Annotated in this window: 30 protein-coding genes; 23 read left to right on the forward strand and 7 right to left on the reverse strand. The window is 64.0% G+C overall.

What is annotated here, in order from left to right; all coding sequences use genetic code 11:
- The first annotated feature begins 512 nt into the window (after positions 1–512).
- Complete coding sequence (locus QZY01_RS02870; RefSeq protein WP_294533085.1) at positions 513–788, forward strand: hypothetical protein; 276 nt, start codon at positions 513–515, stop codon at positions 786–788.
- On the opposite strand, the gene QZY01_RS02875 is transcribed toward QZY01_RS02870, so the two are convergent.
- Positions 746–1,945 carry a hypothetical protein gene (locus tag QZY01_RS02875; protein ID WP_294533087.1) on the reverse strand — a complete coding sequence of 400 codons (1,200 nt, stop codon included), beginning with the start codon at positions 1,943–1,945 and terminating at the stop codon, positions 746–748. The genes QZY01_RS02870 and QZY01_RS02875 overlap by 43 nt on opposite strands.
- Before the next feature lie 144 nt (positions 1,946–2,089).
- On the opposite strand from QZY01_RS02875, the gene arfB reads away from it, so the two are divergent.
- From arfB to QZY01_RS02945, 14 genes are all read left to right on the forward strand, one after another.
- Complete coding sequence (gene arfB / locus QZY01_RS02880; protein WP_294533089.1) at positions 2,090–2,512, forward strand: alternative ribosome rescue aminoacyl-tRNA hydrolase ArfB; 423 nt, start codon at positions 2,090–2,092, stop codon at positions 2,510–2,512.
- A 227-nt stretch (positions 2,513–2,739) separates the two neighbouring features.
- Positions 2,740–3,354 carry a ribonuclease D gene (locus QZY01_RS02885; RefSeq protein WP_294533091.1) on the forward strand — a complete coding sequence of 205 codons (615 nt, stop codon included), beginning with the start codon at positions 2,740–2,742 and terminating at the stop codon, positions 3,352–3,354.
- Between the two features lie 190 nt (positions 3,355–3,544).
- Positions 3,545–4,276: an LPS export ABC transporter periplasmic protein LptC gene (gene lptC, locus QZY01_RS02890; protein WP_294533206.1), complete on the forward strand. Its 732-nt coding sequence runs from the start codon at positions 3,545–3,547 to the stop codon at positions 4,274–4,276.
- A gap of 13 nt (positions 4,277–4,289) precedes the next feature.
- Positions 4,290–4,973 carry an LptA/OstA family protein gene (locus tag QZY01_RS02895; protein ID WP_294533093.1) on the forward strand — a complete coding sequence of 228 codons (684 nt, stop codon included), beginning with the start codon at positions 4,290–4,292 and terminating at the stop codon, positions 4,971–4,973.
- A 17-nt stretch (positions 4,974–4,990) separates the two neighbouring features.
- Positions 4,991–5,707: an LPS export ABC transporter ATP-binding protein gene (gene lptB / locus QZY01_RS02900; protein ID WP_294533095.1), complete on the forward strand. Its 717-nt coding sequence runs from the start codon at positions 4,991–4,993 to the stop codon at positions 5,705–5,707.
- A gap of 173 nt (positions 5,708–5,880) precedes the next feature.
- Positions 5,881–7,449: an RNA polymerase factor sigma-54 gene (rpoN, locus tag QZY01_RS02905; protein WP_294533097.1), complete on the forward strand. Its 1,569-nt coding sequence runs from the start codon at positions 5,881–5,883 to the stop codon at positions 7,447–7,449.
- A 515-nt stretch (positions 7,450–7,964) separates the two neighbouring features.
- Positions 7,965–8,564: a ribosome-associated translation inhibitor RaiA gene (gene raiA / locus QZY01_RS02910; protein ID WP_294533099.1), complete on the forward strand. Its 600-nt coding sequence runs from the start codon at positions 7,965–7,967 to the stop codon at positions 8,562–8,564.
- 252 nt (positions 8,565–8,816) lie between these two features.
- A complete protein-coding gene (locus QZY01_RS02915; protein ID WP_294533101.1) occupies positions 8,817–9,284 on the forward strand; it encodes a PTS sugar transporter subunit IIA in 468 nt (155 codons plus the stop codon).
- Positions 9,285–9,306: 22 nt separating this feature from the next.
- Positions 9,307–10,059: a sulfate transporter family protein gene (locus tag QZY01_RS02920; protein ID WP_294533103.1), complete on the forward strand. Its 753-nt coding sequence runs from the start codon at positions 9,307–9,309 to the stop codon at positions 10,057–10,059.
- Positions 10,056–10,301 (forward strand): exodeoxyribonuclease VII small subunit, encoded by a 246-nt coding sequence (locus QZY01_RS02925; protein WP_294533105.1) that lies wholly within the window; start codon positions 10,056–10,058, stop codon positions 10,299–10,301. The genes QZY01_RS02920 and QZY01_RS02925 overlap by 4 nt, the downstream gene beginning before the upstream one ends.
- 7 nt (positions 10,302–10,308) lie before the next feature.
- On the forward strand, positions 10,309–11,202 hold the full coding sequence (locus tag QZY01_RS02930) for a pirin family protein (RefSeq protein WP_294533107.1): 894 nt from the start codon (positions 10,309–10,311) through the stop codon (positions 11,200–11,202).
- On the forward strand, positions 11,199–12,080 hold the full coding sequence (locus QZY01_RS02935) for a 4-(cytidine 5'-diphospho)-2-C-methyl-D-erythritol kinase (protein ID WP_294533109.1): 882 nt from the start codon (positions 11,199–11,201) through the stop codon (positions 12,078–12,080). The genes QZY01_RS02930 and QZY01_RS02935 overlap by 4 nt, the downstream gene beginning before the upstream one ends.
- An 81-nt stretch (positions 12,081–12,161) precedes the next feature.
- Complete coding sequence (locus QZY01_RS02940; RefSeq protein WP_294533111.1) at positions 12,162–12,602, forward strand: VOC family protein; 441 nt, start codon at positions 12,162–12,164, stop codon at positions 12,600–12,602.
- Positions 12,602–12,772: a class II aldolase/adducin family protein gene (locus tag QZY01_RS02945; protein ID WP_294533113.1), complete on the forward strand. Its 171-nt coding sequence runs from the start codon at positions 12,602–12,604 to the stop codon at positions 12,770–12,772. The genes QZY01_RS02940 and QZY01_RS02945 overlap by 1 nt, the downstream gene beginning before the upstream one ends.
- 2 nt (positions 12,773–12,774) lie before the next feature.
- Here the strand turns inward: QZY01_RS02945 and QZY01_RS02950 are convergent, their stop codons facing one another.
- Positions 12,775–12,933: a hypothetical protein gene (locus tag QZY01_RS02950; RefSeq protein WP_294533115.1), complete on the reverse strand. Its 159-nt coding sequence runs from the start codon at positions 12,931–12,933 to the stop codon at positions 12,775–12,777.
- Here QZY01_RS02950 and QZY01_RS02955 point away from each other — a divergent pair.
- From QZY01_RS02955 to QZY01_RS02965, 3 genes are all read left to right on the forward strand, one after another.
- Positions 12,889–13,299 (forward strand): class II aldolase/adducin family protein, encoded by a 411-nt coding sequence (locus tag QZY01_RS02955; RefSeq protein WP_294533208.1) that lies wholly within the window; start codon positions 12,889–12,891, stop codon positions 13,297–13,299. The two genes, QZY01_RS02950 and QZY01_RS02955, sit on opposite strands and share 45 nt — an antisense overlap.
- 264 nt (positions 13,300–13,563) lie before the next feature.
- A complete protein-coding gene (locus tag QZY01_RS02960) occupies positions 13,564–13,962 on the forward strand; it encodes a hypothetical protein (protein ID WP_294533117.1) in 399 nt (132 codons plus the stop codon).
- 170 nt (positions 13,963–14,132) lie between these two features.
- Positions 14,133–14,798, forward strand: a complete 666-nt coding sequence (locus QZY01_RS02965) for a DedA family protein (RefSeq protein WP_294533119.1) — start codon at positions 14,133–14,135, stop codon at positions 14,796–14,798.
- Here QZY01_RS02965 and QZY01_RS02970 read toward each other — a convergent pair.
- From QZY01_RS02970 to QZY01_RS02990, 5 genes are all read right to left on the reverse strand, one after another.
- On the reverse strand, positions 14,782–15,744 hold the full coding sequence (locus tag QZY01_RS02970; protein ID WP_294533121.1) for a branched-chain amino acid ABC transporter permease: 963 nt from the start codon (positions 15,742–15,744) through the stop codon (positions 14,782–14,784). The two genes, QZY01_RS02965 and QZY01_RS02970, sit on opposite strands and share 17 nt — an antisense overlap.
- 1 nt (position 15,745) lies before the next feature.
- Complete coding sequence (locus QZY01_RS02975; protein WP_294533123.1) at positions 15,746–16,633, reverse strand: branched-chain amino acid ABC transporter permease; 888 nt, start codon at positions 16,631–16,633, stop codon at positions 15,746–15,748.
- Between the two features lie 91 nt (positions 16,634–16,724).
- Positions 16,725–17,933, reverse strand: a complete 1,209-nt coding sequence (locus tag QZY01_RS02980) for an ABC transporter substrate-binding protein (RefSeq protein WP_294533125.1) — start codon at positions 17,931–17,933, stop codon at positions 16,725–16,727.
- A gap of 46 nt (positions 17,934–17,979) precedes the next feature.
- Entirely contained in the window at positions 17,980–18,699 is a 720-nt protein-coding gene (locus tag QZY01_RS02985; RefSeq protein ID WP_294533127.1) for an ABC transporter ATP-binding protein, read from the reverse strand.
- On the reverse strand, positions 18,692–19,459 hold the full coding sequence (locus QZY01_RS02990) for an ABC transporter ATP-binding protein (protein ID WP_294533129.1): 768 nt from the start codon (positions 19,457–19,459) through the stop codon (positions 18,692–18,694). Before QZY01_RS02990 ends, QZY01_RS02985 begins: the two co-directional genes overlap by 8 nt.
- A gap of 471 nt (positions 19,460–19,930) precedes the next feature.
- Between QZY01_RS02990 and ccoN the strand changes: the two genes are divergently transcribed.
- From ccoN to ccoG, 5 genes are all read left to right on the forward strand, one after another.
- Positions 19,931–21,601: a cytochrome-c oxidase, cbb3-type subunit I gene (gene ccoN, locus QZY01_RS02995; protein WP_294533131.1), complete on the forward strand. Its 1,671-nt coding sequence runs from the start codon at positions 19,931–19,933 to the stop codon at positions 21,599–21,601.
- Between the two features lie 11 nt (positions 21,602–21,612).
- The gene (gene ccoO / locus QZY01_RS03000) at positions 21,613–22,347 is read left to right on the forward strand and encodes a cytochrome-c oxidase, cbb3-type subunit II (protein WP_294533134.1); all 735 of its coding nucleotides are present in this window, start codon (positions 21,613–21,615) and stop codon (positions 22,345–22,347) included.
- 9 nt (positions 22,348–22,356) lie between these two features.
- A complete protein-coding gene (locus tag QZY01_RS03005) occupies positions 22,357–22,506 on the forward strand; it encodes a cbb3-type cytochrome c oxidase subunit 3 (RefSeq protein ID WP_294533136.1) in 150 nt (49 codons plus the stop codon).
- A gap of 3 nt (positions 22,507–22,509) precedes the next feature.
- A complete protein-coding gene (gene ccoP, locus QZY01_RS03010) occupies positions 22,510–23,379 on the forward strand; it encodes a cytochrome-c oxidase, cbb3-type subunit III (protein WP_294533139.1) in 870 nt (289 codons plus the stop codon).
- Between the two features lie 377 nt (positions 23,380–23,756).
- Entirely contained in the window at positions 23,757–25,229 is a 1,473-nt protein-coding gene (ccoG, locus tag QZY01_RS03015; RefSeq protein WP_294533140.1) for a cytochrome c oxidase accessory protein CcoG, read from the forward strand.
- Positions 25,230–25,249 lie beyond the last annotated feature (20 nt).

Consider the following 25,249-nt stretch of genomic DNA (forward strand, 5'->3'; position numbering starts at 1 on the left):
GCCCTGCAAACGCCCGCCGGCGTCAGCCGGCGGGCGCCTTTGCTTCCGACGAGTCCGAAGCAAAGGCCTATGGTATGATCCGTTCGATCGGCGCGACGCCGAGGAGCGGGGGCGAGAACAACGTCAGAGCGCCTTTGCCATCCATTGCGGCGCCGTCTCTTCGGTCCTGGCCGGGGGAAGGCTTGCAACGGCGTCAGGGCAGACCTCCCCGATCCGCTGCGCCAGACGCGCGCTTGCGCCGTCCAGGGCGCGACCGTCCGGTTGAGACGCACAAGATTTCGCCTTGGGCCGCCCCGCCATTTTGCACGCTCGCCCTTGCAAGCGACTTGATGAAACGATCATCTTCGCCGCGGCTCGATGCGCCCCGGTCCCCATTATCCACCGGGATTCGATCGGATGCCTTCGCCTTGGCGGAGCGGCGAGCCCGGCGAAAACCAACATTCTGCAAGACTTGGGAATCCTGCGGCAGGGCTGAAAGTTGTCCGCCTGCCGCTTACGGCGCGATCCTGCCCATGCCGGCGATGCTCGCCGCCTTCCGCAATCCGCCGAAAAACGACGTCACCGCGGGCGCTCGAAGCATTGGCCTGGAGCAATGTGCGAAAAAGTGGGCGCCGGTTTTTCGCAAAAAAATTGCGACAACAAAGGAATCCAGAGGCGATTGCGATTCAACCGAATCGCAATCGCCACGAGAGCAGGCGTTCGATCCCTCAACAAACGACGTCGCAGCCCAATCAATCGCCCAAACTCACGCCGCCTGTTTCGGCGCGGTCGGGCGGTCGGTCTTGTAGTCGCCGCGCCTGGCGACGATGAAGGCGCCGAGGCCCAGCGCCAGCGCCGTGATCCACCAAAGCTGCAAGGTGGCGGCGCCGAAAACGCCCATCGCGGTCACATAGGTCAGGCCGCCGAGCCAATAAGGCGACAGCCGCGGCGATTCCGCCGCCGCCGTCTTGAAGCAAAGATAAATCAGCGCGCCGCCGCCGAGCGCGCCGACCATGCCAAGATCGGTCCAGGCTTCGAACAGCATCGAATGCGGGGCGTGAACCGGCAGATAGCCGCGCATGAACCCCGAGCCGACAAAATTGAAGCCGTGACCGGCGAGCAGGCGAAAGCCGTCGTTGACGATCATGCCGTGCCAGAGTTTCAGGCTTTGCAGCGGACCGGTCGCGTCAGATCCGAGGAACGGACCGAACAGCAGCGGCAAGGCGGGAGCGAAAACGAAACATCCGGCGAACAGGGCGCCAATCCAGCGTCCCACCCGGCGCGGGTCGCTCCGCGCGGCGGCGAAAGCCAGCGTCCCCAACGCCGTCGCCGCGAGAGCCGACGGAATATGGACCGAGATCGCCGCCGTCAGCGCGACGATGGCGAGGCTGCCCGAAAGCGTGAGGCGGTCGCGCAAGGCGGTCGCGGCCAGCGCCGGCCAAAGCAAAATAAGCATGGCTTGCGCCGCCCGGCGCAAGATCTCGTTGTTTTCGGCGTCGTCGGGGTCGCTGAAGAAGGGCGCGCCAAGCACGAGGGCGCCGACGGCGGCCAGGGCCACGCCAAGCGGCAGAAGATAGAGATAGGCGGCTTTGCTGCGCGCCGGCAGCGCGGCGGCGACCGGCAGGATGGCCAGGAAAGTCGAGAAAATTTTCAACAGGCGCGGCGCGGCTTCCGCCGGAAAGGGCGTCCACAGCAGCGAGGCCAGCGCCCAAAAACTCAGAAACAGCGCGGCGAGGCCGATGGGCGAGGCGACAAAGCCGAACAGGTCGCGCATCCGCATCCGCGGCGCCAGAACCATCCCGCCGGCGAGGATCAGCGCGCCGGCGATCGGCGTCAGGATGAAAATCGAGCGTTGCGACAGCAGCAGCGCCGCCGGCGCGACGACGAACGCCACGACCTGGCCAAGCCGCAGCAGGAGATTGGCGGCGTCGGCGGCGGTCTGGTCGGCGGCGTTTTTTGGGGTCATGGACTTGAAATTTGGAGAATGAAAAGACTCAGCATCCCGGCCAGTTCATCTTAGACAAAGCCGGGTTGCGCGACTGTGCGCAATCGGCAACAGTCGCGGCCAAACTTTTTCGGAAATGGTTCTGGCGCGGGAGGATCGGGTTCGATGATTCAGGTCACGCGGACCATCGCGCTCGACGAAGGCGAATTGCGCGAGGAATTCATCCGCGCCTCCGGTCCCGGCGGCCAGAACGTCAACAAGGTCGAAACGGCGGTGCAATTGCGCTTCAACGTGCTCGAATCGCCGAGCCTGCCGGAGCCGGTGCGCCAAAGGCTGATCGCGCTCGCCGGCAAGCGCCTCGCCGGAAGCGGCGACCTGATCGTGGTGGCGCGGCGGTTTCGCACCCAGGAGCGCAATCGCGCCGACGCGCTGGAAAAGCTGATCGAACTGATCCGCGAGGCCGCCCGCCCGCCGCAGCCGCCCCGCCGCGCCACCCGCCCGACCTACGCCTCGAAATTGCGCCGGCTCGACGGCAAGAAGCAACGCGGCTCGGTCAAGTCGATGCGCGGCAAGCCGGGGGAAGATTGAACGCCGCCTTGCCGCCGCGCCGCGCCGATGCTAAGCAGGCTGTCGTTGGCGCGCCAACGACAGCCTGCTTAGCGTCTTGTTGTTTTAGCAGGATTTTTGTCCGAAAACCGGCAGCCACTTTTCGGAAATCCTGCTTGGGCCTGCGGCGCAAGTGCCGGAAACCGAAAAGATTCAGCGCCTCGCGCGATCGTCTCGATTGTGCGGAAGAGCGCCCGACGGGATCGACGATGACCAATTATTTGCACAGCGGCGACCTGCCCGACGATTTTCGGGCCGGCGGCAGCGTCGCCATTGACACCGAGACGCTCGGCCTGCATCCGCATCGCGACCGGCTTTGCCTCGTCCAGCTTTCGGTCGGCGACGGCTCGGCGCATCTGGTGCAGATCGCCAGGGGCCAGACCGAGGCGCCCAACCTGACCCGGCTGCTCGCCGATCCGGAATTGACAAAAATCTTCCATTTCGCGCGTTTCGACCTTGCCATCCTGCAAAAGACCTTCGGCTTGCGCGCCAGCCCGGTCTATTGCACCAAGATCGCCTCGAAACTGACCCGCACCTATACCGACCGCCATGGTCTCAAAGACCTTTTGCGCGAATTGCTCGGCGTCGACATTTCCAAGCAACAGCAATCTTCCGACTGGGGCGCAGGGAGCCTGAGCGAGGCGCAACTCGCCTATGCGGCCTCCGACGTGCTCTATTTGCACGCCTTGCGTGAAAAACTCGATATCATGCTGGCCCGCGAAGGCCGCGACGCCATCGCGCAGGAATGTTTCGACTTCCTGCCGGCGCGCGCCGAACTGGATTTGCTGGGCTGGCCGGAAACCGATATTTTCGCCCATATGTGACTTCATAGGTGATTGGATATGCGATCCGGGCAAATCGCGCGGCGGGCCATTTTCGCGAAAAGCCTCGCGGACAAACATAGTGAAACGCGGCCATTGGCTGTCTGAAGTCCATTCAACCGGCGTTCATTCTCGGCTTCTATAGGGGAAAGGCCGCAAATGCGGCAAAAAGGTTGGGTAAAAAGACGTGTCGATGAATTTGGAGGGCGCGCGGGCGCGCGGCGAACTCATGCAGGCTGATGGGCCGGGCCCTTCCGACCAGGCCGGTTCGCGCGCCGTTGCCGGACGCAACCGCGCCTTCAGGTCCGCCGCGCGGCACAGCGCGCGGGTCAGATGGCTGCGCCGGCTGGTCGTGGCCGGCGCGGTCGCGACCAGCGTCGGAGTGGTCTGGTATTCCTGGTTTCGCACGCATGACGCCGGCGACGCCCATTTATCGCTCGACAGCATCGGGATCAGCGGCGACAAGGTGACGATGGAGCGCCCGCGCCTGACCGGCGTGCGCCGCGACGGGCGGCCTTATGAAGTCACGGCGGATTCCGGCGTGCAGAGCCCGCGCGATCCCAACCGCACCGACCTCACCCATCTCGACGCCCGGCTGCGCCTGTCCGACGAAGGCGAGACGCGGGTGCTCGGCGACCACGGCCTTTATGATTCCGCCGCCCAGACCCTGGACCTTTCGGGCCATGTCCACGTCAAGGGCGCAACCTATGACCTCGCCATGAAAAGCGCGGCGATGAATTTCAAGACCAACGCGCTCAGCTCGGTCGATCCGGTGCGTCTGGATTTCAATGGCGGCTGGGTAAGCTCCGACAAGATGGCCATGACCGAAAACGGCGAGCAGATCATCTTTATCGGCAATGTCCAGTCGCAGTTCGAGTCGGCGCCGGACGATGGCGCGGCGCCGTCGGGCCCGGGCAAAAATTGAATTGGAGCGCGCCTTGTCCCGGTTGACGAAATGGGCGCCTGTGGGCGCGACCCTGGCCCTTATGGCCGCGATCTCCGGCGCGGCGCTGGCCCAATCTCCGGCCAAGGCGCCAGCGAGCAAGGGCGCGCCGAAAGCCGCCGCCGCTTCCCCGGCCAGCGCCGCCGCCGGACCGTCGCTGCTGCCGGGCGCCTCCAACCACGAGCCGATCAACATCGCCGCCGACAAGCTCGATTATTTCGACAAGGAGCAGAAGCTCATCTATACCGGCAATGTCGTGGCGGTGCAGGGCGACTCCCGGCTCAACGCCTCGGTGCTGACGATCTATCTCGACAAGAAGCCGACCGGCGCCGCCCCCGCGCCGGCCCCGGGGACAGGCCCGGCGGGCGGCTCGCAGGTCCGGCGCATGGAAGGCAAGGGGCCGATCGCCATCACCAGCAAGGACCAGGTCGGAACCGGCGACGCCCTGGTCTATGACAAGCCCGAGAACAAATTCTATCTCAATGGCCATGTCGCCCTGTCGCAGGGCGAGAACGTGACGCGCGGCGACAAGCTGGTCTATGACCTGACCACCGGCCAGGCCGTGGTCTCCTCGACCGGGCGGGTGCGCAGCCTGATCGTTCCCGGCGACCAGAACGCCAGGCCCGCGCCCGGCGCTTCGCCGCCGCCGGCGGCGACGCCGAACAAAAGCGGCCGTTGAGGAGATCGGGCGAACACATGCTCAACGTCCACCATCTGGGAAAATCCTACAAGGCCCGCCGGGTGGTGGAGGATGTCAGCCTCAATGTGCGGCGCGGCGAGGCGGTCGGCCTGCTCGGCCCCAATGGCGCGGGCAAGACCACGGTGTTCTACATGATCACCGGACTGGTCAAACCCGACAAGGGCATGATCGAACTCGACGGCCATGACGTGACCGGCTTGCCGATGTACCGCCGCGCGCGGCTCGGCATAGGCTATCTGCCGCAGGAGGCCTCGATCTTTCGCGGCCTCAGCGTCGAGGACAATATTCGCGCCGTGCTCGAAATCGCCGAACCCGACCGCGACCGCCGCAACCAGCATCTCGAATCCCTGCTGGAGGAATTCGACATCAAGCGCCTGCGCAAGGCGCCCTCCATCGCCTTGTCGGGCGGCGAGCGGCGGCGCTGCGAAATCGCCCGCTCGCTGGCCAGCAATCCCTCTTTCATGCTGCTCGACGAGCCTTTCGCCGGCATCGACCCGATCGCCGTCGGCGACATCCAGAATCTGGTGCAGCATCTCAAAAGCCGGGGCATCGGCGTGCTGATCACCGACCATAATGTCCGCGAAACGCTCGGGCTGATCGACCGCGCCTATATCATCCATTCCGGCCATGTGCTGACCGAGGGCGACCCGGAGGCCATCGTCGCCAACGCCGAGGTTCGCCGCTTTTATCTCGGCGAAGATTTCCGCATGTGAACCCGGGAGGGGCGAAAAAATCCTTCCAAACAATCCGTTGCAGGAAGTTGACCTTTGCGTTTTTGAAAGCGGGCGGGGCAAAAATTTTCTTGGCCGCGACGGCAAAAAGGGTGTATGCAAGAAATAAGCCGATTTTGATCGGTCGTCGATCTGCAGCGTAAAGCGAGTTCTCGATGGCCTTGTCCGCAAAAATGCTGCTTCGACAGGGACAGTCGCTGGTGATGACGCCGCAACTTTTGCAGGCGATCAAGCTGCTGCAATATTCGAGCATCGAACTCGCGGCCTTCGTCGAGGAGGAACTGGAGCGCAATCCGCTGCTGGAGCGCGTCGAGGACGGGCCGGACCCCAAGGCGACCGGCATTGACGCGCTGAGCGAGGCGACCAACGCCGAAAATGCGCCCTTGTCCTCCGGCGATCCGGCGGAGGGCGACTGGAGCGAGCCGCAACTGGCGGTCTCGACCGAAGCCCTTGCCGAAAGTCTCGGCACGGAAGTGGAAAACGCCTTCGATGGCGAGCCCGACCTCAACCCCGCCGCCGAACAGAACAAGCTGGAGGCGCTCGGCCTGTCCGACACCGCCTGGTCGGGATCGGGCGGGGCCGAATCCTCCGGCGAAGCGGCCAATATCGAAGCCTATATCGCCGAGCAGACGACGCTGTCCGATCATCTCGGCGCGCAGTTGGCGGTGGCGACCAGGGACCCGGTCGAACGCATGATCGGCCTTGCCATCATCGATTCCATCGACGAGGCCGGCTATCTGCGCGAAAGCGCGGAAAACCTTGCCGAAAGGCTCGGCGCGGCGCCTTCGCGGGTCGAACAGGTCATCGCGCTGGTGCAGACTTTCGAGCCGACCGGGATTGGCGCGCGCGATCTGGCCGAGTGCCTGGCGCTGCAATTGCGCGAGCTGGACCGCTACGATCCGGCGATGCAGGCGATGGTCGCCCACCTGCCGCTGGTCGCCCGGCGCGACTTCGCCGCCTTGCGCAAGATCTGCGGCGTCGACGACGAGGACCTGTCCGACATGCTCGCCGAAATCCGCCGGCTCGATCCCAAGCCCGGCCGAGCTTTCGGCGGCTCCATCGTGCAGCCGGTCGCGCCCGACGTGATCGTCCGCGCGGCGCGCGACGGCTCCTGGCTGATCGAACTCAATTCCGAGGCCCTGCCGCGCGTGCTGGTCAACCAGACCTATGCGGCGACGGTGTCGCGCAAGGGCGTCGCCGACGAAGACAAGACCTTCATGTCGCAATGCCTGCAAACCGCCAACTGGCTGACCAAGAGCCTCGAACAGCGCGCCCGCACCATTTTGAAGGTTTCAACCGAAATCGTGCGGCGGCAGGACGCCTTTCTTGCGCTCGGCGTCGAACATCTGCGCCCGCTCAACCTGAAAAACATCGCCGACGCCGTCGGATTGCATGAATCGACGGTTTCGCGCGTGACCTCGAACAAATACATGTCGACGCCGCGCGGCCTGTTCGAGCTCAAATATTTTTTCACCGCCTCGATCGCCGCCCATGGCGGCGGCGACGCCCACTCCGCCGAGGCGGTGCGCTTCAAGATCAAGCAGATGATCGACGCCGAAGCGCCCGAGGCCATTCTCTCGGACGACGCCATTGTCGAGAGATTGAAGGAGCAGGACATCGACATTGCGCGCAGGACCGTGGCGAAATACCGCGAAAGTCTGAAAATTCCCTCGTCCGTGGAACGGCGGCGCGAAAAACAGGCGCTTTCCGCCCGGTCCGCGTGAGGCGCGCGGCGTTTCAAAGCGCCGCCGGGCCGGTCTTGCGCGCGCCGGTCGGCGCGGGCGTCTCAAGGTCTCCGAATCCCGGTTGATTTCTGAAATCAGGGGCCGTCATGGCCGTGCCTGTCACGGCCATCCACGCCAAGGCGCCGCGCGAAAGCTGCCGAAAGAAATAGGTATTCGCGCAATTTCGTTGCCGATGACGCTATGGCCCGACGTGGAAAGACCGGGACAAGCCCGGTCATGGCGGCGTTGTTAACCCGAGTTCGGAGCCCTGCGGGCATCGCCGACGCCATTGACTTCAAACGCGGAGGCTTCTAACCCTTGACATGGCCAGAAGGAGCGACGCTCGGTTTCGAGCCGGGTTGCTCGCCTTGCAGGCCCGCCCGCGCGGCGGATGTGGCATCGGAGAAAATACCCCCGTCGGCGGCTGAGGCGAAAACCCGCGCCCGCGAAATTTTGCAGAGTTGCGGGAGCTTCGGCAAAGCGGGAAGAATTTTCACAACCCCTGGAACAACAAAATGGCTTTGCGTATCTCAGGCAAGAACATCAATATCGGCGAAGCTTTACGCACCCATGTTTCCGACAGACTGAACGCCGCGACCGGCAAATATTTTGACGGCTCGGTGGCCGGCCATGTGACGATCGAGCCGGAAGGCTCAGGCTATCGCACCGATTGCACCTTGCATCTCGCCTCCGGCGTCACCTTGCAGGCGGAAGGCCGCGCGCAAGAAGTCTACGCCAGTTTCGACCAGACGGCGGCGCGCATCGAGAGCCGCCTGCGCCGCTACAAGCGCAAGCTCAAGGATCGCAACGCCGCGCCTCGCGACAATGGCGCGGCGGTTGGCGGCGAGCCGATCCATTATACCGTGATCGGAGCGCTCGACGAGGTCGAAGACGCCCCCTCGGAACATGATTTCAAGCCGGCGGTGATCGCCGAATCCGACAAGTTTCTGCAGAAATTGTCGGTGTCGGCGGCGGTTCTGGAGCTCGATCTGACCGGCGCGCCGGTGCTCGCCTTTCGTCACGCCTCGTCCGGCCGGGTCAATGTGATTTATCGCCGGCTCGACGGCAATATCGGCTGGATCGATCCGACCGGCGGCGAAAAAGGATCCGCGTGAGCGCGGTTCGGTTGGCGCCAAGGCGTTTTCACGCGAACCGGACTCCGGTCGGCCTGGAAATGCGCGCAAAAGGCGATCGATATGCAGACGATGTTTCCACGAATCGTGAAAATGCTTTAGATATCGACTTGGCGCGCGGGCCCCTCGGGGACAAGCGCGCCGGGATCGATGGGTTTTCGGGCGCCGGCTCCGCCGGCGCGCGATCTGGAGTTTCGGGCGCCGCAAGTCGCGTCTTGACGGAAATCGGTGTTCATGCCGCTTGAAAATCTTCTCGTCCCCGAGGCCGTTTTGCCCTGCCTGAGGGTGAACGGCAAAAAACAGGCGCTTCAGGAATTGAGCGAAAAGGCCGCCGAGGTCTCCGGGCTTCCCGCACGCGAGATTTTCGACGCCTGGATGCAGCGCGAAAAGCTCAACTCGACCGGGCTTGGCGAGGGAATCGCCATTCCCCATGGCAAATTGCTCCATGCGCCGCGCATTTTCGGCGTTTTCGCGCGCCTTGAGCGCGGAATCGACTTCGAGGCCCTCGACGGCCAGCCGGTCGATCTGCTGTTCGCCCTGATCGCGCCGGAATCGGCGGGCGCCGATCACCTGAAGGCGCTCTCGATCATCGCCCGGCTGTTGCGCAATCCGGCCACCGTGACGAAAATTCGCTCGACGCGCGACGCCCCGGCGCTCTATGCCTTGCTGACACAGACCTCGCCGAGTTTCGACGCGGCGTGAGGCTTTTTTTCACGGGAGCGCCATGTTCGACGACGCGCTGGCGAGTTTTCGCGAAATTTTCTCAAAACCGTTCCGCGCGGTGCTGTTCAAGTCGCTGGCGCTGACGCTGGCGCTGCTGGCGGCGCTCGGACTGGCGCTGGAGCGCGTCGCGATCCTGGTCTCGGCGGGCGGCCCGGCCTGGCTTCAGACGCTGATCGGGGTCGCCGCCGCGCTCGGCCTGTTCGTCGGCCTGATCTTTCTCATCCCCGCCGTGTCCATTCTGGTCGCCGGCTTTTTCCTCGACGAACTGGCCGATCATGTCGAAGCCGACATATATCCGCCGGGTTTGCGCGGGCGGCCCGCGCCCGTCATGACCTCGCTCGGGCTGGCGGCCAAATTCGCCGCGGTGGCGCTGGCGGTGAATTTTGTCGCCTTTTGCGTGTGGCTGTTGCCGGGGGTCAACGCGCTGGCCTTCGTCGTCGCCAACGCCTATCTGTTCGGCCGTGAATATTTCCAGCTGGCGGCGCTGCGCTTCCGGCCGCTTGACGAGGTGCAGGCCCTGCGCTCCCGTCATGGGCTGACGCTGTTCGCCGCCGGCCTGATCATCGCCTTGTTCGTCGCGACGCCGGTCTTGAACCTGCTGACGCCCCTGTTCGGCATCGCCTTGATGGCGCGCCTGCACAAAAGACTGGCGCCGCCGCTTGTTCGGCAGGCTGACGCTTTTCCCCCTCCCTCCCCGACCCTCTCGCCGCAACCGGCGGGAGGGAGTCTTGACCACAACAGGAATTTTCCGTGAGCGCAGCCGAAAAAGCCCCTGAACCGAGTTTCGAGACCGCCATGCGCGAACTGGAGGAGATCGTCTCCGCGCTCGAAAAGGGCAATGTCGATCTCGATAAATCCATCGCACTCTACGAGCGCGGCGAGATCTTGAAGAAACATTGCGACGGTCTCCTGAAAAGCGCCGAGGCGCGGATCGAGAAGATCGTTCAGGGCGCCGACGGCGCGGCGAAAGGCGTCGCGCCGCTCGACGTCGAATGAGGCCGTCATGACCCTTTTGACTCCTCCCGTCGTCGATCTCGTCATCGTGCCGCCGGCGCGCGACCTTGGCGGCTTCGGCGTGCGCCGCGCCCTGCCCGCGGCGCAAAAGCGCATGGTCGGGCCGTTCGTTTTCCTCGACCAGATGGGCCCCGCCGATTTTCCCGCCGGCGCCGGGATCGACGTGCGGCCGCATCCCCATATCGGCCTCGCCACCCTCACCTATCTGTTCGACGGCGAAATCCTGCATCGCGATTCGCTTGGCAGCCAGCAGAATATCGCGGCCGGCGCCGTCAATCTGATGGTCGCGGGTCGCGGCATCGTCCATTCCGAACGCTCGCCGCTCGGCTTTCGCGCTTCCGGCGGGCGCATGTCGGGCCTGCAATGCTGGCTAGCGCTGCCGCTTCACGCCGAGGAGACCGAGCCGACCTTCGAGCATGCCGGGCGCGAGGCCCTGCCCCGCCTGGAGGGCGACGGCTTTTCGCTGCGTCTGGCCATTGGCGCGCTGCACGGGTTGCGCGCGCCGGTGAAAAGCTTTTCGCCCTGTTTTTTCGCCGATGTCGATGTGTCGCCGGGCGGGACTTATGTTCTGGCGCCCGAACATGAGGACCGCGCCTTTTATCTGGTTTCCGGCGAAGTCGAAATCGACGGCGCAACCTTCGAGCCGGGCCGGCTGATCGTGCTGCGACCCGGCGCCGAAGTCGCGGCGCGCGCAAAGCAAGCGGCGCGGCTGGTCGCGCTTGGCGGCGACATTCTGGAGGGGCCGCGCTTCCTGTGGTGGAATTTCGTGTCGTCGAGCCGCGAACGCATCGTCGCCGCCCGCGCCGACTGGGTCGCCGGCAAATTCGCCGGCGTCGAGGGCGATCCTGAATTCATCCCGGCGCCGGACCTGACGGCTATATGAGTTCAGTCAAAATTCTGGCGACCCGGGCTCCGGCCAAGATCAACCTGACCCTGCATATCGAGGGCCGGCGCGACGACGGCTATCATGAATTGCAAAGCCTCGTCGCCTTCGCCGGCGCCGCCGATCTTCTGACGCTGGCGCCGGGTGATCATTTTTCGCTTGTCGTGGACGGTCCGACCGCGCAGGCCGCAGGCGAGGCCGGCGACAATCTGGTCGCGCGGGCCGAACGCGCGCTGTTCGAGGAAAAGCCGGGCCTGCGCTCGGGCGCCTTTCATCTGGCCAAGCGCCTGCCGGTGGCGGCGGGCGTGGGCGGCGGCTCGTCCGACGCCGCGGCGGCCTTGCGGCTGCTGGCCGAGGCCGGCGGCCTGGCGCCGGACGATCCGGCGCTTTACGCAGCGGCGCGGAAAACCGGCGCCGATGTGCCGGTCTGCCTCGCGCCGCAAGCGAAAATGATGAGCGGAATCGGCGAGCGGCTGGGGCCGCCGCTCAAACTGCCGCCTTTGTTCGCGGTTCTGGTCAATCCGCGCCAGCCGGTGGAGACGCGGGCGGTGTTCGCAAAACTCGGCCTCAAGCCGGGCGAGACAACGTCCTATGGGCCGCATCCGCTCATTGCGGACGGCATGGATTTCGAAAGTTTCTTGCGCGCGCTCAACAAGGGCCGCAACGACATGGAGGATGCGGCCAGCGTGCTGGCGCCGGTGATCGGCCATGTGCTGGCGGTGCTTTCGGGCGCGCGCGGCTGCCGGCTGGCGCGCATGTCGGGTTCGGGCGCCACCTGTTTCGCCCTGTTCGAGACCTGCCGGCAGGCGGGCGCGGCGGCGCGCGCGATCGCACGCGGCCATCCCGAATGGTGGGTCAAGGCGACGGTCTTGCGGTGAGCCATTCCGTTCGCCCGCTTTCCGCTCGAAAAACGCCCAAACAATGCTAAAACACCGGGAAATCGAACCAGGAGCCCGAACATGCGTTACCTGCATACGATGATCCGCATCGCCGATCTCGACGCCGCGCTCGACTTCTTCATCCGGAAAATGGGCCTCGTCGAAATTCGCCGGATGGAAAGCGAGCAAGGCCGCTTCACCCTGATCTTTCTTGCCGCCCCGGGCGATGCGATCCGTTCCGCCGAGACGTTTTCGCCGCTCTTGGAGCTGACTTATAACTGGGACCGCGAAGATTATACCGGCGGCCGCAATTTCGGCCATCTGGCTTATGAGGTCGATGACATCTACGCTTATTGCGACCGGCTCGCCGAGGCCGGGGTGGTCGTCAATCGCCCGCCGCGCGACGGCCGCATGGCCTTCATCCGCTCGCCCGACGGAATTTCGGTCGAATTGCTGCAAAAGGGCGCCGCCCTGCCGGCGCGGGAGCCCTGGGCCAGCGCGGCCAATATCGGAAGCTGGTGATGGCGCGCCCCATAAAAAAGCAGGCGCCGGGGCGGAAAAAACAGGCGCAGGCGCGAAAAAATCTGGTCGAGGCGGCCCGAGCGATGAATGCGCTGGGGATCAACCAGGGCGCGGCGGGCAATATTTCGCTGCGCATCGACAACGCCATGCTGATCACGCCGAGCGGCTGAGATTACAGCGCTATCACGCCGGAAATGATCGTCGCGATGGATTTTGCCGCCAAGAGGCGGCGCGGGACGAGGCGACCGGCCTGCGCGCCTCCAGCGAATGGCGGTTTCACCGCGACATTTTTGCCGCCCGGCCGGATGTAGGGGCCATCGTCCATACCCACGCGCCCTACGCCACCGTGCTGTCAATGCTGCGCCGTCCGATTCCGGCCAGCCATTACATGCTCGGGGCTTTCGGCGTCGCGCGCATCGAATGCGCCGATTACGCGCCTTTCGGCACGCAGGAACTGGCCGACCTCGCCGTGCGGGCGCTGGGGCCGCGCCAGGGCGTGCTGCTCGGCAGCCATGGCATGATCGCGGTCGGCCCCGACCTGACCCGCGCGCTGTGGCTGGCGGGCGAACTCGAAACGCTCGCGAAGCTGCATTATCTCGCCTCGCTCGCCGGCGCGCCGGTCATCCTGCCCGAGGCCGAGACCCTGGCGCTGTGCGAGCGATTCGCCTCTTACGGGCCGGGCCCCGCCAAGCCTTGATTAACGGGCCCCGCCAAGCCTTGATCAACGGGCGCCGCCAAGCCCTAATTAACGAGCGCCGCCAAGCCTTAACAAATGGTTTACGAGCGCGGGCCATTGACCGCTTCGGGGACCGGATCACGGGAAATTGATTCGGGCGAGGGGCGGCGCCGCTGCTAGGGTTCTATCGCGTTCTGAGTGTCCGTGCGTGCTTTTTCACCGCGTCATCGTGGCCAGACGGTTTTGCCGGCATGTCCGGACAAGATCGTGAATCCGGAGAAATTCATGCGAACGACTGAATTATTCCGCTCTTGCGCCAATGAACATGTCGCCGCCGCGGCGCTGGCCTGCATCGGCGGAACCTTGCAAAGACGCGTCATCGCCGCGGCCCGGCGCGCCGGTCTGTCGAGAGGCGCCCTGGTCGCGCGGCTGGTCGCCGACTACGATCGCATGGCCGGCCCGAAACGTCGCCAAAGTCTCGAACAGGGCATGGTTCGCCACCCCATGCCCATCCTCGCCGGTTTGCGGCATGTGGTGCATGTGGCGCTCGAAGGCGAGTGGGAAATTCAGCCGTCGCGGTCCCGCGTCGCCGGCAAAACCTTGGACCATGATCGGATCCGCTGGCCGCAGGATTGCTCGGCGCCGGAGCGAAACGCAGAGCATCTGAAGTCCCTTTGCGTCTGAACCTCGGCCCCCAAGGCAAAAACATCATCGGGCCGACCCGATTCGCGAGCCGGCCATTGTTTTTCCGCCAAAGGGAGAACAACTTTTTTCCGCTATCTTTTTTGACCGTCGCGTCCTATCCGGTGGACAGTTCGCCGCCGTTGCGCGAAGCCACGCCACCGGGACGCTAAATGTTCATCGACGTGATACAGCCCCTGATCGTCCAGCATGGTTATCTGGCGGTTTTCTGCATTGTCGCGCTGGAGAGTTCCGGCATTCCGCTGCCGGGCGAGACCGCCCTGGTGCTCGCCGCCCTGTTCGCCGGCGCGACGGGCCTGCTCGACATTCGCCTGATCATTGCGCTGGCGGCCGCGGCCGCCATTCTCGGCGACAATGTCGGCTTCTGGGCTGGACGGCGTTTTGGCCTGCCGCTGCTGCTGCGTCATGGCGCGAGGGTCGGCCTTAGCGACGAGCGGATCAAGCTCGGCCAGTATCTATTCGACAACCATGGCGCGAAAATCGTGTTTTACGGGCGTTTCATCGCGGTCTTGCGGATTTTCGCCGCCTTCCTCGCCGGGGTGAACCGCTATGGCTGGGGCAAGTTCCTGTTCTACAACGCCACCGGCGGCATCCTCTGGGCGCTTGTTTTCGGCATTGGCGGCTACGCCTTCGGCGACGCTTTCGAAAATGTCGCCGGCCCGTTGGGCAGGGTCGCGCTGGCTTTCGCGCTGATGGGAATCATCCTCGGCTGGTGGGTCATCCGCACCCAGGAAAAAAAGCTGGTCGCGCGTGCGGTCGCCGCCTATCCGGGCCCGCTGCCCGGGCGCGAAGACGAGAGATTCAGAGCGAAATTTTGAACCGCGCGGCGATTTCGCCGACCACGCCGCGCCGGAAAGCCAGCACGCAGAGCACGAAAATGGCGCCCTGAATCACCGTCACCCATTGTCCCATCGCCGAGAAATACGTCTGCATGGCGACGATGACGAAGGCCCCCAGCACCGGCCCTGTAATCGTGCCCATGCCGCCGACCAGGGTCATCAGGATCACTTCGCCCGACATGGTCCAGTGCGCGTCGGTCAAAGTGGCGCTTTGCGCGACGATCGCCTTGGTGGCGCCGGCCAGTCCCGCCAGCGTGGCGGAAAGCACGAAAGCGGCGAGCTTGTAGCGCTCGGTCCGATAGCCGAGCGAAATGGCGCGCGGCTCGTTTTCGCGAATCGCCTTGAGCACGGCGCCGAAGGGCGAATGGACGATGCGATAGACCCCGAACAGGCCGAACAGGAAAATCGCCAGCACGACATAATAAAGCGTGAAATCGTCGCCGAGATTGATCAGCCCGAACAGTTTTCCGCGCGGAACCCCCTGGATGCCGTCTTCGCCATGGGTGAAGGGAACCTGCAAGGCGACGAAATAGCCGAGCTGCGCCAGCGCCAGCGTGATCATCGAGAAATAAATGCCCTGGCGGCGGATCGACAGCGCGCCGGCGACGAGGCCGAGCGCGCCGGCGCAAAGCGTCGCGGCGGCGATCGCCAGTTCCGGGGGCCAGCCAAAACCCTTCGCCATATGGGCGGCGAAATAGCTCGCCCAGCCGAAGAACAGCGCGTGGCCGAAGGAAAGCAGCCCGCCATAGCCGACCAGCAGGTTGAAGGCGCAGGCGAACAGCGCCATGCACAGGGCCTGGGCGAGAAGAAAGGGATAGATGGCCAGCGGCGCGGCGACGAGCAGCGCCGCCAGCGCCGCGATGGCGAGGATTTCGTCGGGCGGGCGTTTGGTCCGAAGAATTGCGGGAGCGGCGGCGTCTCTCATCTCAGGCCTGCTTTCCGAACAGGCCCGCCGGCTTGACCAGCAGGACCAGAACCATGATGACGAAGACCACGACATTGGCCGCCTGCGGATAGAAAACCTTGGTCAGGCCCTCGACCAGGCCGAGCAGGAAGCCGGTCAGAATCGAGCCCATGATCGAGCCCATGCCGCCGATCACCACCACGGCGAAAACGACGATGATGAAATCGGCGCCCATCAGCGGGCGCACCTGATAGATCGGCGCCGCCAGCACGCCGGCGAGCGCCGCCAGCGCCACCCCGAAACCATAGGTGAGGGTGATCAGGCGCGGCACATTGACGCCGAAGGCGCGGGTCAGTTCGGGATTTTCCGTCGCCGCGCGCAGCGTCGCGCCGAGCCGGGTCTTTTCGATGGCGAACCAGGTCGCGAGGCAGACGGCGATGGAAAACACGACCACCCAGGCGCGGTAATTGGGCAGATACATGAAACCGAGATTTTGTCCGCCCTTGAGCAGGTCGGGCATGGGGTAAGGCATGCCGGAGGCGCCATAGGCGTTCTGGAACAGGCCCTGCACGATCAGGGCGATCCCGAAGGTCAGGAGCAGTCCGTAGATCGGATCGAGGCCGGCGAGGCGGTGCAGCATGGTCCGCTCGATGACCATCCCCAGCAGGCCGACGCCGAGCGGCGCCAGGACCAGCGCCGGCCAATAGCCGATCTCGAAATAATGGAGCAGGAACCAGGCGAAGAACGCGCCCATCATGTAGAGCGCGCCATGGGCGAAATTGACGATGTTCAACATGCCGAAGATCACGGCGAGGCCGAGGCTCAGCAGGGCATAGAAGGCCCCGTTGATGAGGCCGAGCAGCAATTGCGCGAACAGGGCCTGGGTGGTGATGCCAAGCAGGGGGATCATGCAGCGCTTCCCCGCTCCTCGGGCGTCGGCGCCCCCTCTCCGCGTTTTGCGGGAAAGGGGGCGCCCCTTGCCGGGCCAAAAGAAAATCCGCTCACTTCTTCACCAGCGGACACTCGCTCTGCGACAGCGGCCGGAAGGCCTCTTCGGCGGGGATGGTGGCGACAATGCGCGCATAATCCCAGGGATATTTCGATTCCTCGGGCTTTTTCACCTGCAGCAGATAGGCTGGATGAATCTTGCGTCCGTCCTCGCGGATCGAGCCTTTGCCGAAGGCCTGGTCGTCGGTCGGCAGCGACTTCATCCTGGCGACGACGCCCGCGCCATCGGCCACGGGCGCGCCCGCCTCGACCGCCTTCAGATAATGCCGGAGCGAGGAATAGACGCCCGCCTGAACCATGGTCGGCTTGGCGGCGTTTTTCGAGCGCTTGGAGAACCGGTCGGCGAAAGCGCGGGTCTGGTCGTTGACGTCCCAATAATAGGTCTCGGTGAACTCAAGCCCCTGCGCCGCCTTGAGGCCGAGCGCATGGACGTCCGAAATGAAGATCAGCAGCGCGGCGAGTTTCTGGCCGCTCTGGGTGATGCCGAATTCGGCCGCCTGCTTGATGGAATTGACGGAATCCGCGCCGGCGTTGGCGAGTCCGATCACCTTGGCCTTGGAAGCCTGCGCCTGAAGCAGTTGCGACGAGAAATCGGCGTTGTTGAGCGGCGCCATCGTATCGCCGAGCACCTTGCCGCCATTGGCTGTCACCACCGCCGTGGTGTCGCGCTCCAGCGCCTTGCCGAAAGCATAGTCGGCGGTGATGAAGTACCAGCTGTCGCCGCCCGCCTTGGTCAACGCCCGGCCGGTGCCGTTGGCCTGCGAAAAAGTGTCGTAGGTCCAGGCGATGGTGTTGGGCGAACAGGACTTGCCGGTCAGATCGGAACTCGCCGCGCCGGAATTGAGCAGCACCTTGTTCTTTTCCTTGACGATCTGGCTGACCGCCAGCGCCACGCCGGAATTGAGCGTGTCGACGATCACGTCGGCCTTGCCCTGGTCGAACCATTCGCGGGTGACATTGCTGGCGACATCGACCTTGTTCTGATGGTCGGCGGAGACCACCGAGACGGTCCAGCCCCTGGCCTTGATCCCGGAGTCCTCGACCGCCAGTTCGGCGGCCAGCGTCGAGCCGGCGCCGCCGACATCGGCATAGGGGCCGGACATATCGGTCAGGACGCCGATTCTTATGGTTTTTTCCTGCGCCAGAGCCGGAACGGCGAGAATCAGGGCCAACGCGGCGCCCGCCTGCAAGATATGTTTCATGCTTCCCTCCTGTTGCGACGACGCTCTTTTCCGGCGCCGCCTCGCTTCACACGCCAAGACACGCGTGCAATTTATCCATATTGGCCGCCAGTTCGGCGCTGGCGAAGGATTCGACGATCTCGCCATGCTCCATGACATAAAAGCGGTCGGCGAGCGCCGAGGCCCAGCGAAAATTCTGCTCGACCAGCAAAATCGTGAAACCCAGCGCTTTCAGCTTGCCGATGGCGACGCCAATCTGGCGGATGATGATCGGGGCGAGCCCTTCGGTCGGCTCGTCGAGCAGCAGCAGCCGCGCCCCGGTGCGCAGGATGCGGCCGATCGCCAGCATCTGCTGCTCGCCGCCGGAAAGCTTGCCGCCCTGGCTCGACAAACGCTCTTTCAGATTCGGGAAAAGCGTGAAAATCTCGTCGAGCGGCAGCCCGCCCGGAGCGATTTTTGGCGGCAGCAGCAGATTTTCCTCGACGCTCAGGCTGGCGAATATGCCGCGCTCCTCGGGACACAGCGCGACGCCAAGCCGCGCGATGCGGTCGGAAGTCAGGGCGATGGTCTCGTTTTCCGCGAAACAAATCGAGCCCGAGCGCTTGCCGACCATGCCCATGATGCACTTGAGAGTCGTGGTCTTGCCCGCGCCGTTGCGGCCGAGCAAGGTGACGACCTCGCCGGGGAAAATCCGCAGATTGACGCCGTGCAGCACATGCGATTCGCCATAAAAGGCCTGCAAGCCGGCGACGCTGAGCAACGGCGCGGTCAAGTCCGCCTCAGCCATGCCCGTCTCCCGCGATTTGCGCGCCCAGATAGGCTTCCTGCACGGCCGGATTGGAGGATACGGCGGCGTAGTCGCCTTCGGCCAGAATCCGGCCGCGGGTCAGAACCGTGATGACGTCGCACAGGCTGGCCACGACATTGAGATTATGCTCGACCATCAGCACGGTGCGTCCCGCCGCCACGCGCTTGATGAGGGCCGCGATCCGGTCGATGTCCTCGTGGCCCATGCCGGCCATGGGTTCGTCGAGCAGCAGCATCTGCGGATCGAGCGCCAGCGTGGTGGCGATTTCCAGCGCGCGCTTGCGCCCATAGGGCATTTCGCCGGCGCTGCGCTCGGCCCAGCCGTCGAGACCGACATCGTCGAGCAGCGCCCGCGCCCTCTCGTCATAGTGTCGCAACAGCCGGTCGGAGCGCCAGAAATCGAACGAGGCGCCGCGACCGCGCTGCAGGGCGACGCGCACGTTCTCCAGCGCGGTGAATTTGGGAAAAACCGCCGAAATCTGAAACGAGCGGACGAGGCCAAGCCGGGCGATGTCGGCGGCGCGCGCGCCGGTTATGTCATGGCCCTCGTAGCGGATCGTTCCGCGCGTCGGCTCCAGGAATTTCGTCAACAGGTTGAAGCAGGTGGTCTTGCCGGCGCCATTGGGGCCGATCAAGGCATGGATCGTGTGACGTTTAACGCGCAAGGCGACGTCGCTGACGGCGCTGAAGCCGGCGAACTCCTTGGTCAGCCCTTCGGTTTCAAGGGCGTAAACGGTCAAAACGCGGCCCTCCCCAGAGCAGCTTGATTATGTGGCGGTTTGATTGCTTGGCGGCATGATAATGTCGAAGCCTGGATCCTATTGTCGCCTCCTCTTCGCCGAGGCGATCTCTTGCGTTTTTCCTCCGGCGCGGCTTCTCCGAAAATCCCCGGTAACTTAAGCCGCGTCGGCCCTGCAAATCAAGGGAAAGAAGCGCAAGCCCGCCCACCGCGCTCCTGGAGTCCCCTGTTGCGGCGCGCCGGAGACGAAAATTCGACGAAAGGACCCCAACGGGTCGCGTGACCGCTGGCCGCAGCCAATACTTTAGAAGGAGATTGCGCTATCGCATAAAATCGATTTTCGCGCTAATCATGCCGGGGGCGCTTCAATTGACCTGTGTCAATGTAAGCGCAGAAGGGTGCGGGCATTGGTCCGCCCAACGGTCGGTCGGCGCTTGCATTGGCGCGGACACGCGTTCATTGGGGCGAAAACATGGCGCAAGCAAATACAGTCACGGCGCCGCCGCAAGGCGGCAAATCATTGGCCATTGGAGAAATTCTGGGGATCGTGCTGTCGATCCTTGGCGGGCTTCTGGCCCTGTTCATCGCCTCGAAGGCCTATACGGGTCCCTATGCGTTTCATATGATCGTGTTCGCGCTTGCCGGTTTCGGCTCGGCCTTGTTCATCTTCAGGCGCTTCACGATTCGCCCGGCGGTCATCCCGCAGGAAATCAACGGCAGGCCCAATTATAATTACGGTGCGATCAAGTTCGCCAGCCTCGCCTCCGTGTTCTGGGGCATCGCCGGATTCCTGGTCGGCCTGATCATCGCGCTGGAACTGGCCTACCCCGACCTGTCGATGGGACTGCCCTGGATCAATTTCGGCCGCCTGCGGCCTCTGCACACTTCAGCGGTGATCTTCGCCTTCGGCGGCAACGTGCTGCTCGCGACCTCGCTTTATGTCGTGCAACGCACCTGCCGCGCACGTCTGGCCGGCGATCTCTCGCCCTGGTTCGTGGTGCTTGGTTTCAACCTGTTCATCGTCATCGCCGGCACGGGCTATCTGCTCGGCATCACCCAGGGCAAGGAATACGCCGAGCCGGAATGGTATTCCGACCTCTGGCTGACCCTCGTCTGGGTGACCTATCTGCTGGTGTTCCTGGCGACCCTGTGGAAGCGCAAGGAGCCCCATATCTACGTCGCCAACTGGTTCACCCTGGCGATGATCATCACCATCGCCATGCTGCACCTCGGCAACAACGCCTCGGTTCCGATCTCCATCTTCTCGCCCAAGTCCTATATCGTCTGGTCGGGCGTGCAGGACGCGATGTTCCAGTGGTGGTACGGCCATAATGCGGTGGGCTTCTTCCTGACCGCCGGATTTCTGGCGATCATGTATTATTTCGTGCCCAAGCGCGCGGAACGTCCGGTCTATTCCTACCGTCTGTCGATCATCCACTTCTGGGCTCTGGTCTTCATGTACATCTGGGCCGGCCCGCACCATCTGCATTACACGGCCCTGCCGGACTGGGCGCAGACGCTTGGCATGACCTTCTCGATCATGCTGTGGATGCCTTCCTGGGGCGGCATGATCAACGGCCTGCTGACGCTCGCCGGCGCCTGGGACAAGCTGCGCACCGATCCCGTGCTGCGGATGCTGGTCGTCTCGATCGCCTTCTACGGCATGTCGACTTTCGAAGGTCCGCTGATGTCGATCAAGGTGGTCAATTCGCTGTCGCACTACACCGACTGGACCATCGGCCACGTTCATTCGGGCGCGCTCGGCTGGGTGGGCTTCGTCTCCTTCGGCGCGCTCTACTGCCTGATCCCCTGGGTGTTCAACCGGAAGCTCTATTCGCTGAAACTGGTGAACTGGCACTTCTGGATCGCGACCATCGGCATCGTGCTCTACATCACCGCGATGTGGGTCTCGGGCATCCTGCAGGGTCTGATGTGGCGCGCCTATACGTCGAACGGATTTCTCGAATATTCCTTCATCGAAACCGTCGAGGCCATGCATCCCTTCTATGTGATCCGCGCCATCGGCGGCGGCCTGTTCCTCGTCGGCTCGCTGATCATGGCCTTCAACTTTTACAAGACCCTCGCTTCGCCTGAAGAGGTCGGAGCCCCCGAAATCAATCCTGCGCTCGCGCCGGCCGAGTGAGGAGTTCGAAAATGTCACTTTGGAACAAACACGCGATCTTCGAAAAGAACTCGATCGTCCTGACCGTCGGCATCCTGGTGGTCGTCGCCATCGGCGGCCTCGTGGAAATCCTGCCTCTGTTCTATCTCAAGAGCACGATCGAAACCGTCGAGGGCGTGCGGCCCTATACGCCGCTCGAACTGGCGGGGCGCGACATCTACGTCCGCGAGGGCTGCTATCTCTGCCATTCGCAGATGATTCGCTCGCTGCGCGACGAAGTGGAGCGCTACGGCCATTACTCGCTGGCGGCGGAGTCGAAATACGACCATCCGTTCCAGTGGGGCTCCAAGCGCACCGGCCCGGATCTCGCCCGCGTCGGCGGCAAATATTCCGACGACTGGCAGCGCGGCCATCTGAGCAACCCGCGTTCGGTCGTGCCGGGTTCGATCATGCCGCGCTATGCCTTCCTCGCCGAGTCGGCCCTCGATTACCGGCATATCCGCGACAGCATGTCCGTGCTGGCGCTTGAAGGCGTGCCCTACACGCCCGAAATGATCGCCAAGGCCGACGTCGACATCAAGGCCCAGCTCAGCCCCGACGATCCGTCCGTGACCGATCTCGTCAAGCGCTATCCCAAAGCGGTTGCGCACGCGAGCCTCGGCGGCGACATCGCCGTGACCGAACAGGACGCGCTGGTCGCCTATCTCCAGATGCTCGGCGCCACGGTCGATTTCAAACTCTACGACAACAAAGCCAATCTGCGCTGAGGGGGAGAAATGGACTTCGAAGCCATTCTGGGACCGCTCAAGCTCGTGAGCCTGTTCTCGGTCATCGTCGCGTTCGCGGGGGTTGTCGCCTTTGCGCTGTGGCCGTCCAAGAAAAAGAGCTTCGACGAGGCCGCCCGCCTGCCGCTGAACGAGGATTGAGAGATGGTTGACAATACACATCAGGACATTGACGCGGCCACGGGCACGGCGACCACGGGCCACGAATGGGACGGCATCAAGGAATTGAACACGCCGCTTCCCAAATGGTGGCTCTATATTCTCTACGCCACCATTATCTGGGCCTTCGGCTACTGGATTCTCTATCCGGCCATCCCGCTTCCCGGCGGTCACACCTCCGGCGTCCTGGGCTGGACGTCGCGCGGCGCGGTGCAGGCCGATCTCGCCGATCTGCGCATTCAGCGCGGGGCCATGGTGGATCAATTGTCGCGCTCGACCCTGCAGCAGATCAGCGCCGATCCCAAACTGGCGGAATTCGCCCGCGCCTACGGACGGTCGGCTTTCGGCAATAATTGCGCGCCCTGCCACGGCTCGGGCGGCCAGGGATCGAAAGGCTATCCCAACCTCAACGCCGACCGCTGGCTGTGGGGCGGCACCCTCGACCAGATCCACACCACCCTGGTTCATGGCGCGCGTTCGGGCGATCCCGACGGCCATGAAGGCAATATGCCGGCCTTCGGCAAGGATGGGCTGCTGACCAAGGAACAGATCGACGCCGTCGCCAATTATGTCGTCTCGCTGTCGAATCCGACCACCGCCGACGTCTCCGCCGGCAAGCTGGTGTTCGGAGAAAACTGCGCCCCCTGCCATGGCGAAAACGCCAAGGGCAATGTGGACGTGGGCGCCCCCAACCTGACCACCAAGATCTGGCTTTACGGCGGGGACAAGGCGTCGATCGTCGAGACCCTTGTCAATGGCCGCGGCGGTCACATGCCGGCCTGGAAAGGCAGGCTCGATCCGGAAACCATCAAGGCGCTGACCGTCTACGTCCATTCGCTGGGCGGCGGGCAATAAAACATCGAAACGGCGTCGGACGGCTGGAATTTTCAGCCCTCCGGCGCCATTTTCATTGGATCAGGTCGCCGGGAAGCCGGCGTTTTTGGGATTTAAACGCCTGTAGAACAATAGCTTGGGTCCTGCTCGACGAATGAAGAGGGGTGGCTCGGAGTATGACGGGCGGGAGCGGCCGTGATACCGCCAGAAATTCCGGCGAACCGCCGGCCTGTTCGCCCCGCGACAAATTCGCGGGAAAAAAGATCGACCCGAACTGACCGCTTCGGCTTATAAGAAGCGTAAACAGCGTTGCGGAGCGGCGCGCGAGCCGCTTGTCCCGAGGCCGACCGAACCGGTCGCGGCCAGGGCAATCGCCGAAAGCAATTCGAGATGACGAAATGAGCGCAATTCCCGGACTGGCGGCGAGGCCGAAAACCAGCGGCGAAGCTGCGGAAAGCGACGCGCTTTACGAATCGCGCCAGCAGATCTATCCGCAAAGCGTCTCGGGCCCTTTCCGCAACATCAAATGGGCTTTGCTGATCGTCGGCATGCTCATCTATTATTTCCTGCCCTTCGTGCGCTGGGATCGCGGACCGGAACAGCCGACACAGGCGGTGCTGGTCGATCTCGCGCACCAGCGCTTCTTCTTTTTCGGCATCACCATCTGGCCGCAGGAAGTCTATTACATCACCGGCCTGCTGATCCTCGCGTCTTTCACCCTGTTTTTGATGAACGCCGTCGCCGGGCGCATCTGGTGCGGCTATCTCTGCCCGCAGACGGTTTGGACCGATCTGTTCCTGCTGATCGAGCGCTGGACGCAGGGCGACCGCCGCGACCGCATGAAGAAAGCCAAACAGCCGTGGAATCTGGAGACGGTCGTCGAGGCGATGCTCAAACATTCGCTCTGGCTGATGATCGCCTGGTGGACGGGCGGCGCCTGGGTGCTCTACTTCTCCGACGCGCCGACCATGGTCAAGCAACTGGCGACTTTCCAGGCGCCGGCGCAGGCCTATATCTGGATCCTGATCCTGACCGGCTCGACCTATCTTCTCGCCGGATTCGCCCGCGAACAGGTCTGCGTCTATATGTGTCCCTGGCCGCGCATCCAGGCGGCGCTGACCGACGAATGGGCGCTCAACGTCACCTACCGCGTCGATCGCGGCGAACCGCGCGGATCGGCCAAGAAGAACAAGGCGCTGCGCGCGGCGGGCGAACCGGCGGGCGATTGCGTCGATTGCGGCATGTGCGTCGCCGTCTGTCCGACCGGCGTCGATATTCGCGGCGGCCTCAATATGGGCTGCATCCAATGCGGCCTGTGCATCGACGCCTGCGACAATGTGATGGCCAAAATCGGTCGGCCGACGCGGCTGATCGCCTATGACACCGACGAAAACATCCGCCGCCGCAGCATCGGCCTGCCCGCGCTGGCGCCGAAAATATTCCGCGCCCGCACCATTCTCTACATGGCGCTGATCGTCGGCGTCGCCGGCTTGATGGCCTTCACGCTGGCGACCCGGCGCAGCCTCGGCGTCGACGTGATGCATGACCGCAATCCGATTTACGTCGCGCTGTCGGACGGATCGCTGCGCAACGCCTATACGGTGCGCATCCTGAACCAGAAGGGCGCCACCCGCGATTTCAAACTGTCGCTGGCCGGCCTGCCGGGGGCGAGGCTCGAAGTCCAGGGCAGCGGAAATACCGCCGACGGCGTTCCGATCACCGTCGCCGCCGATCAGACGCTGGAACTGCGCGTTCTCGTCACCAGCCCGAATGGCGCAAAATTGCCGCAAAGCACGCCGATTCAGATCGTCCTGACCGACGTCGCCACCGGCGAGGTCGCGAAAAAGGCCGATTTCTTCATGAGCCCATAGAGCATGCGGCTTTCGGCGGC

This window comes from uncultured Rhodoblastus sp., assembly GCF_903903185.1.
Classification (GTDB): domain Bacteria; phylum Pseudomonadota; class Alphaproteobacteria; order Rhizobiales; family Beijerinckiaceae; genus Rhodoblastus.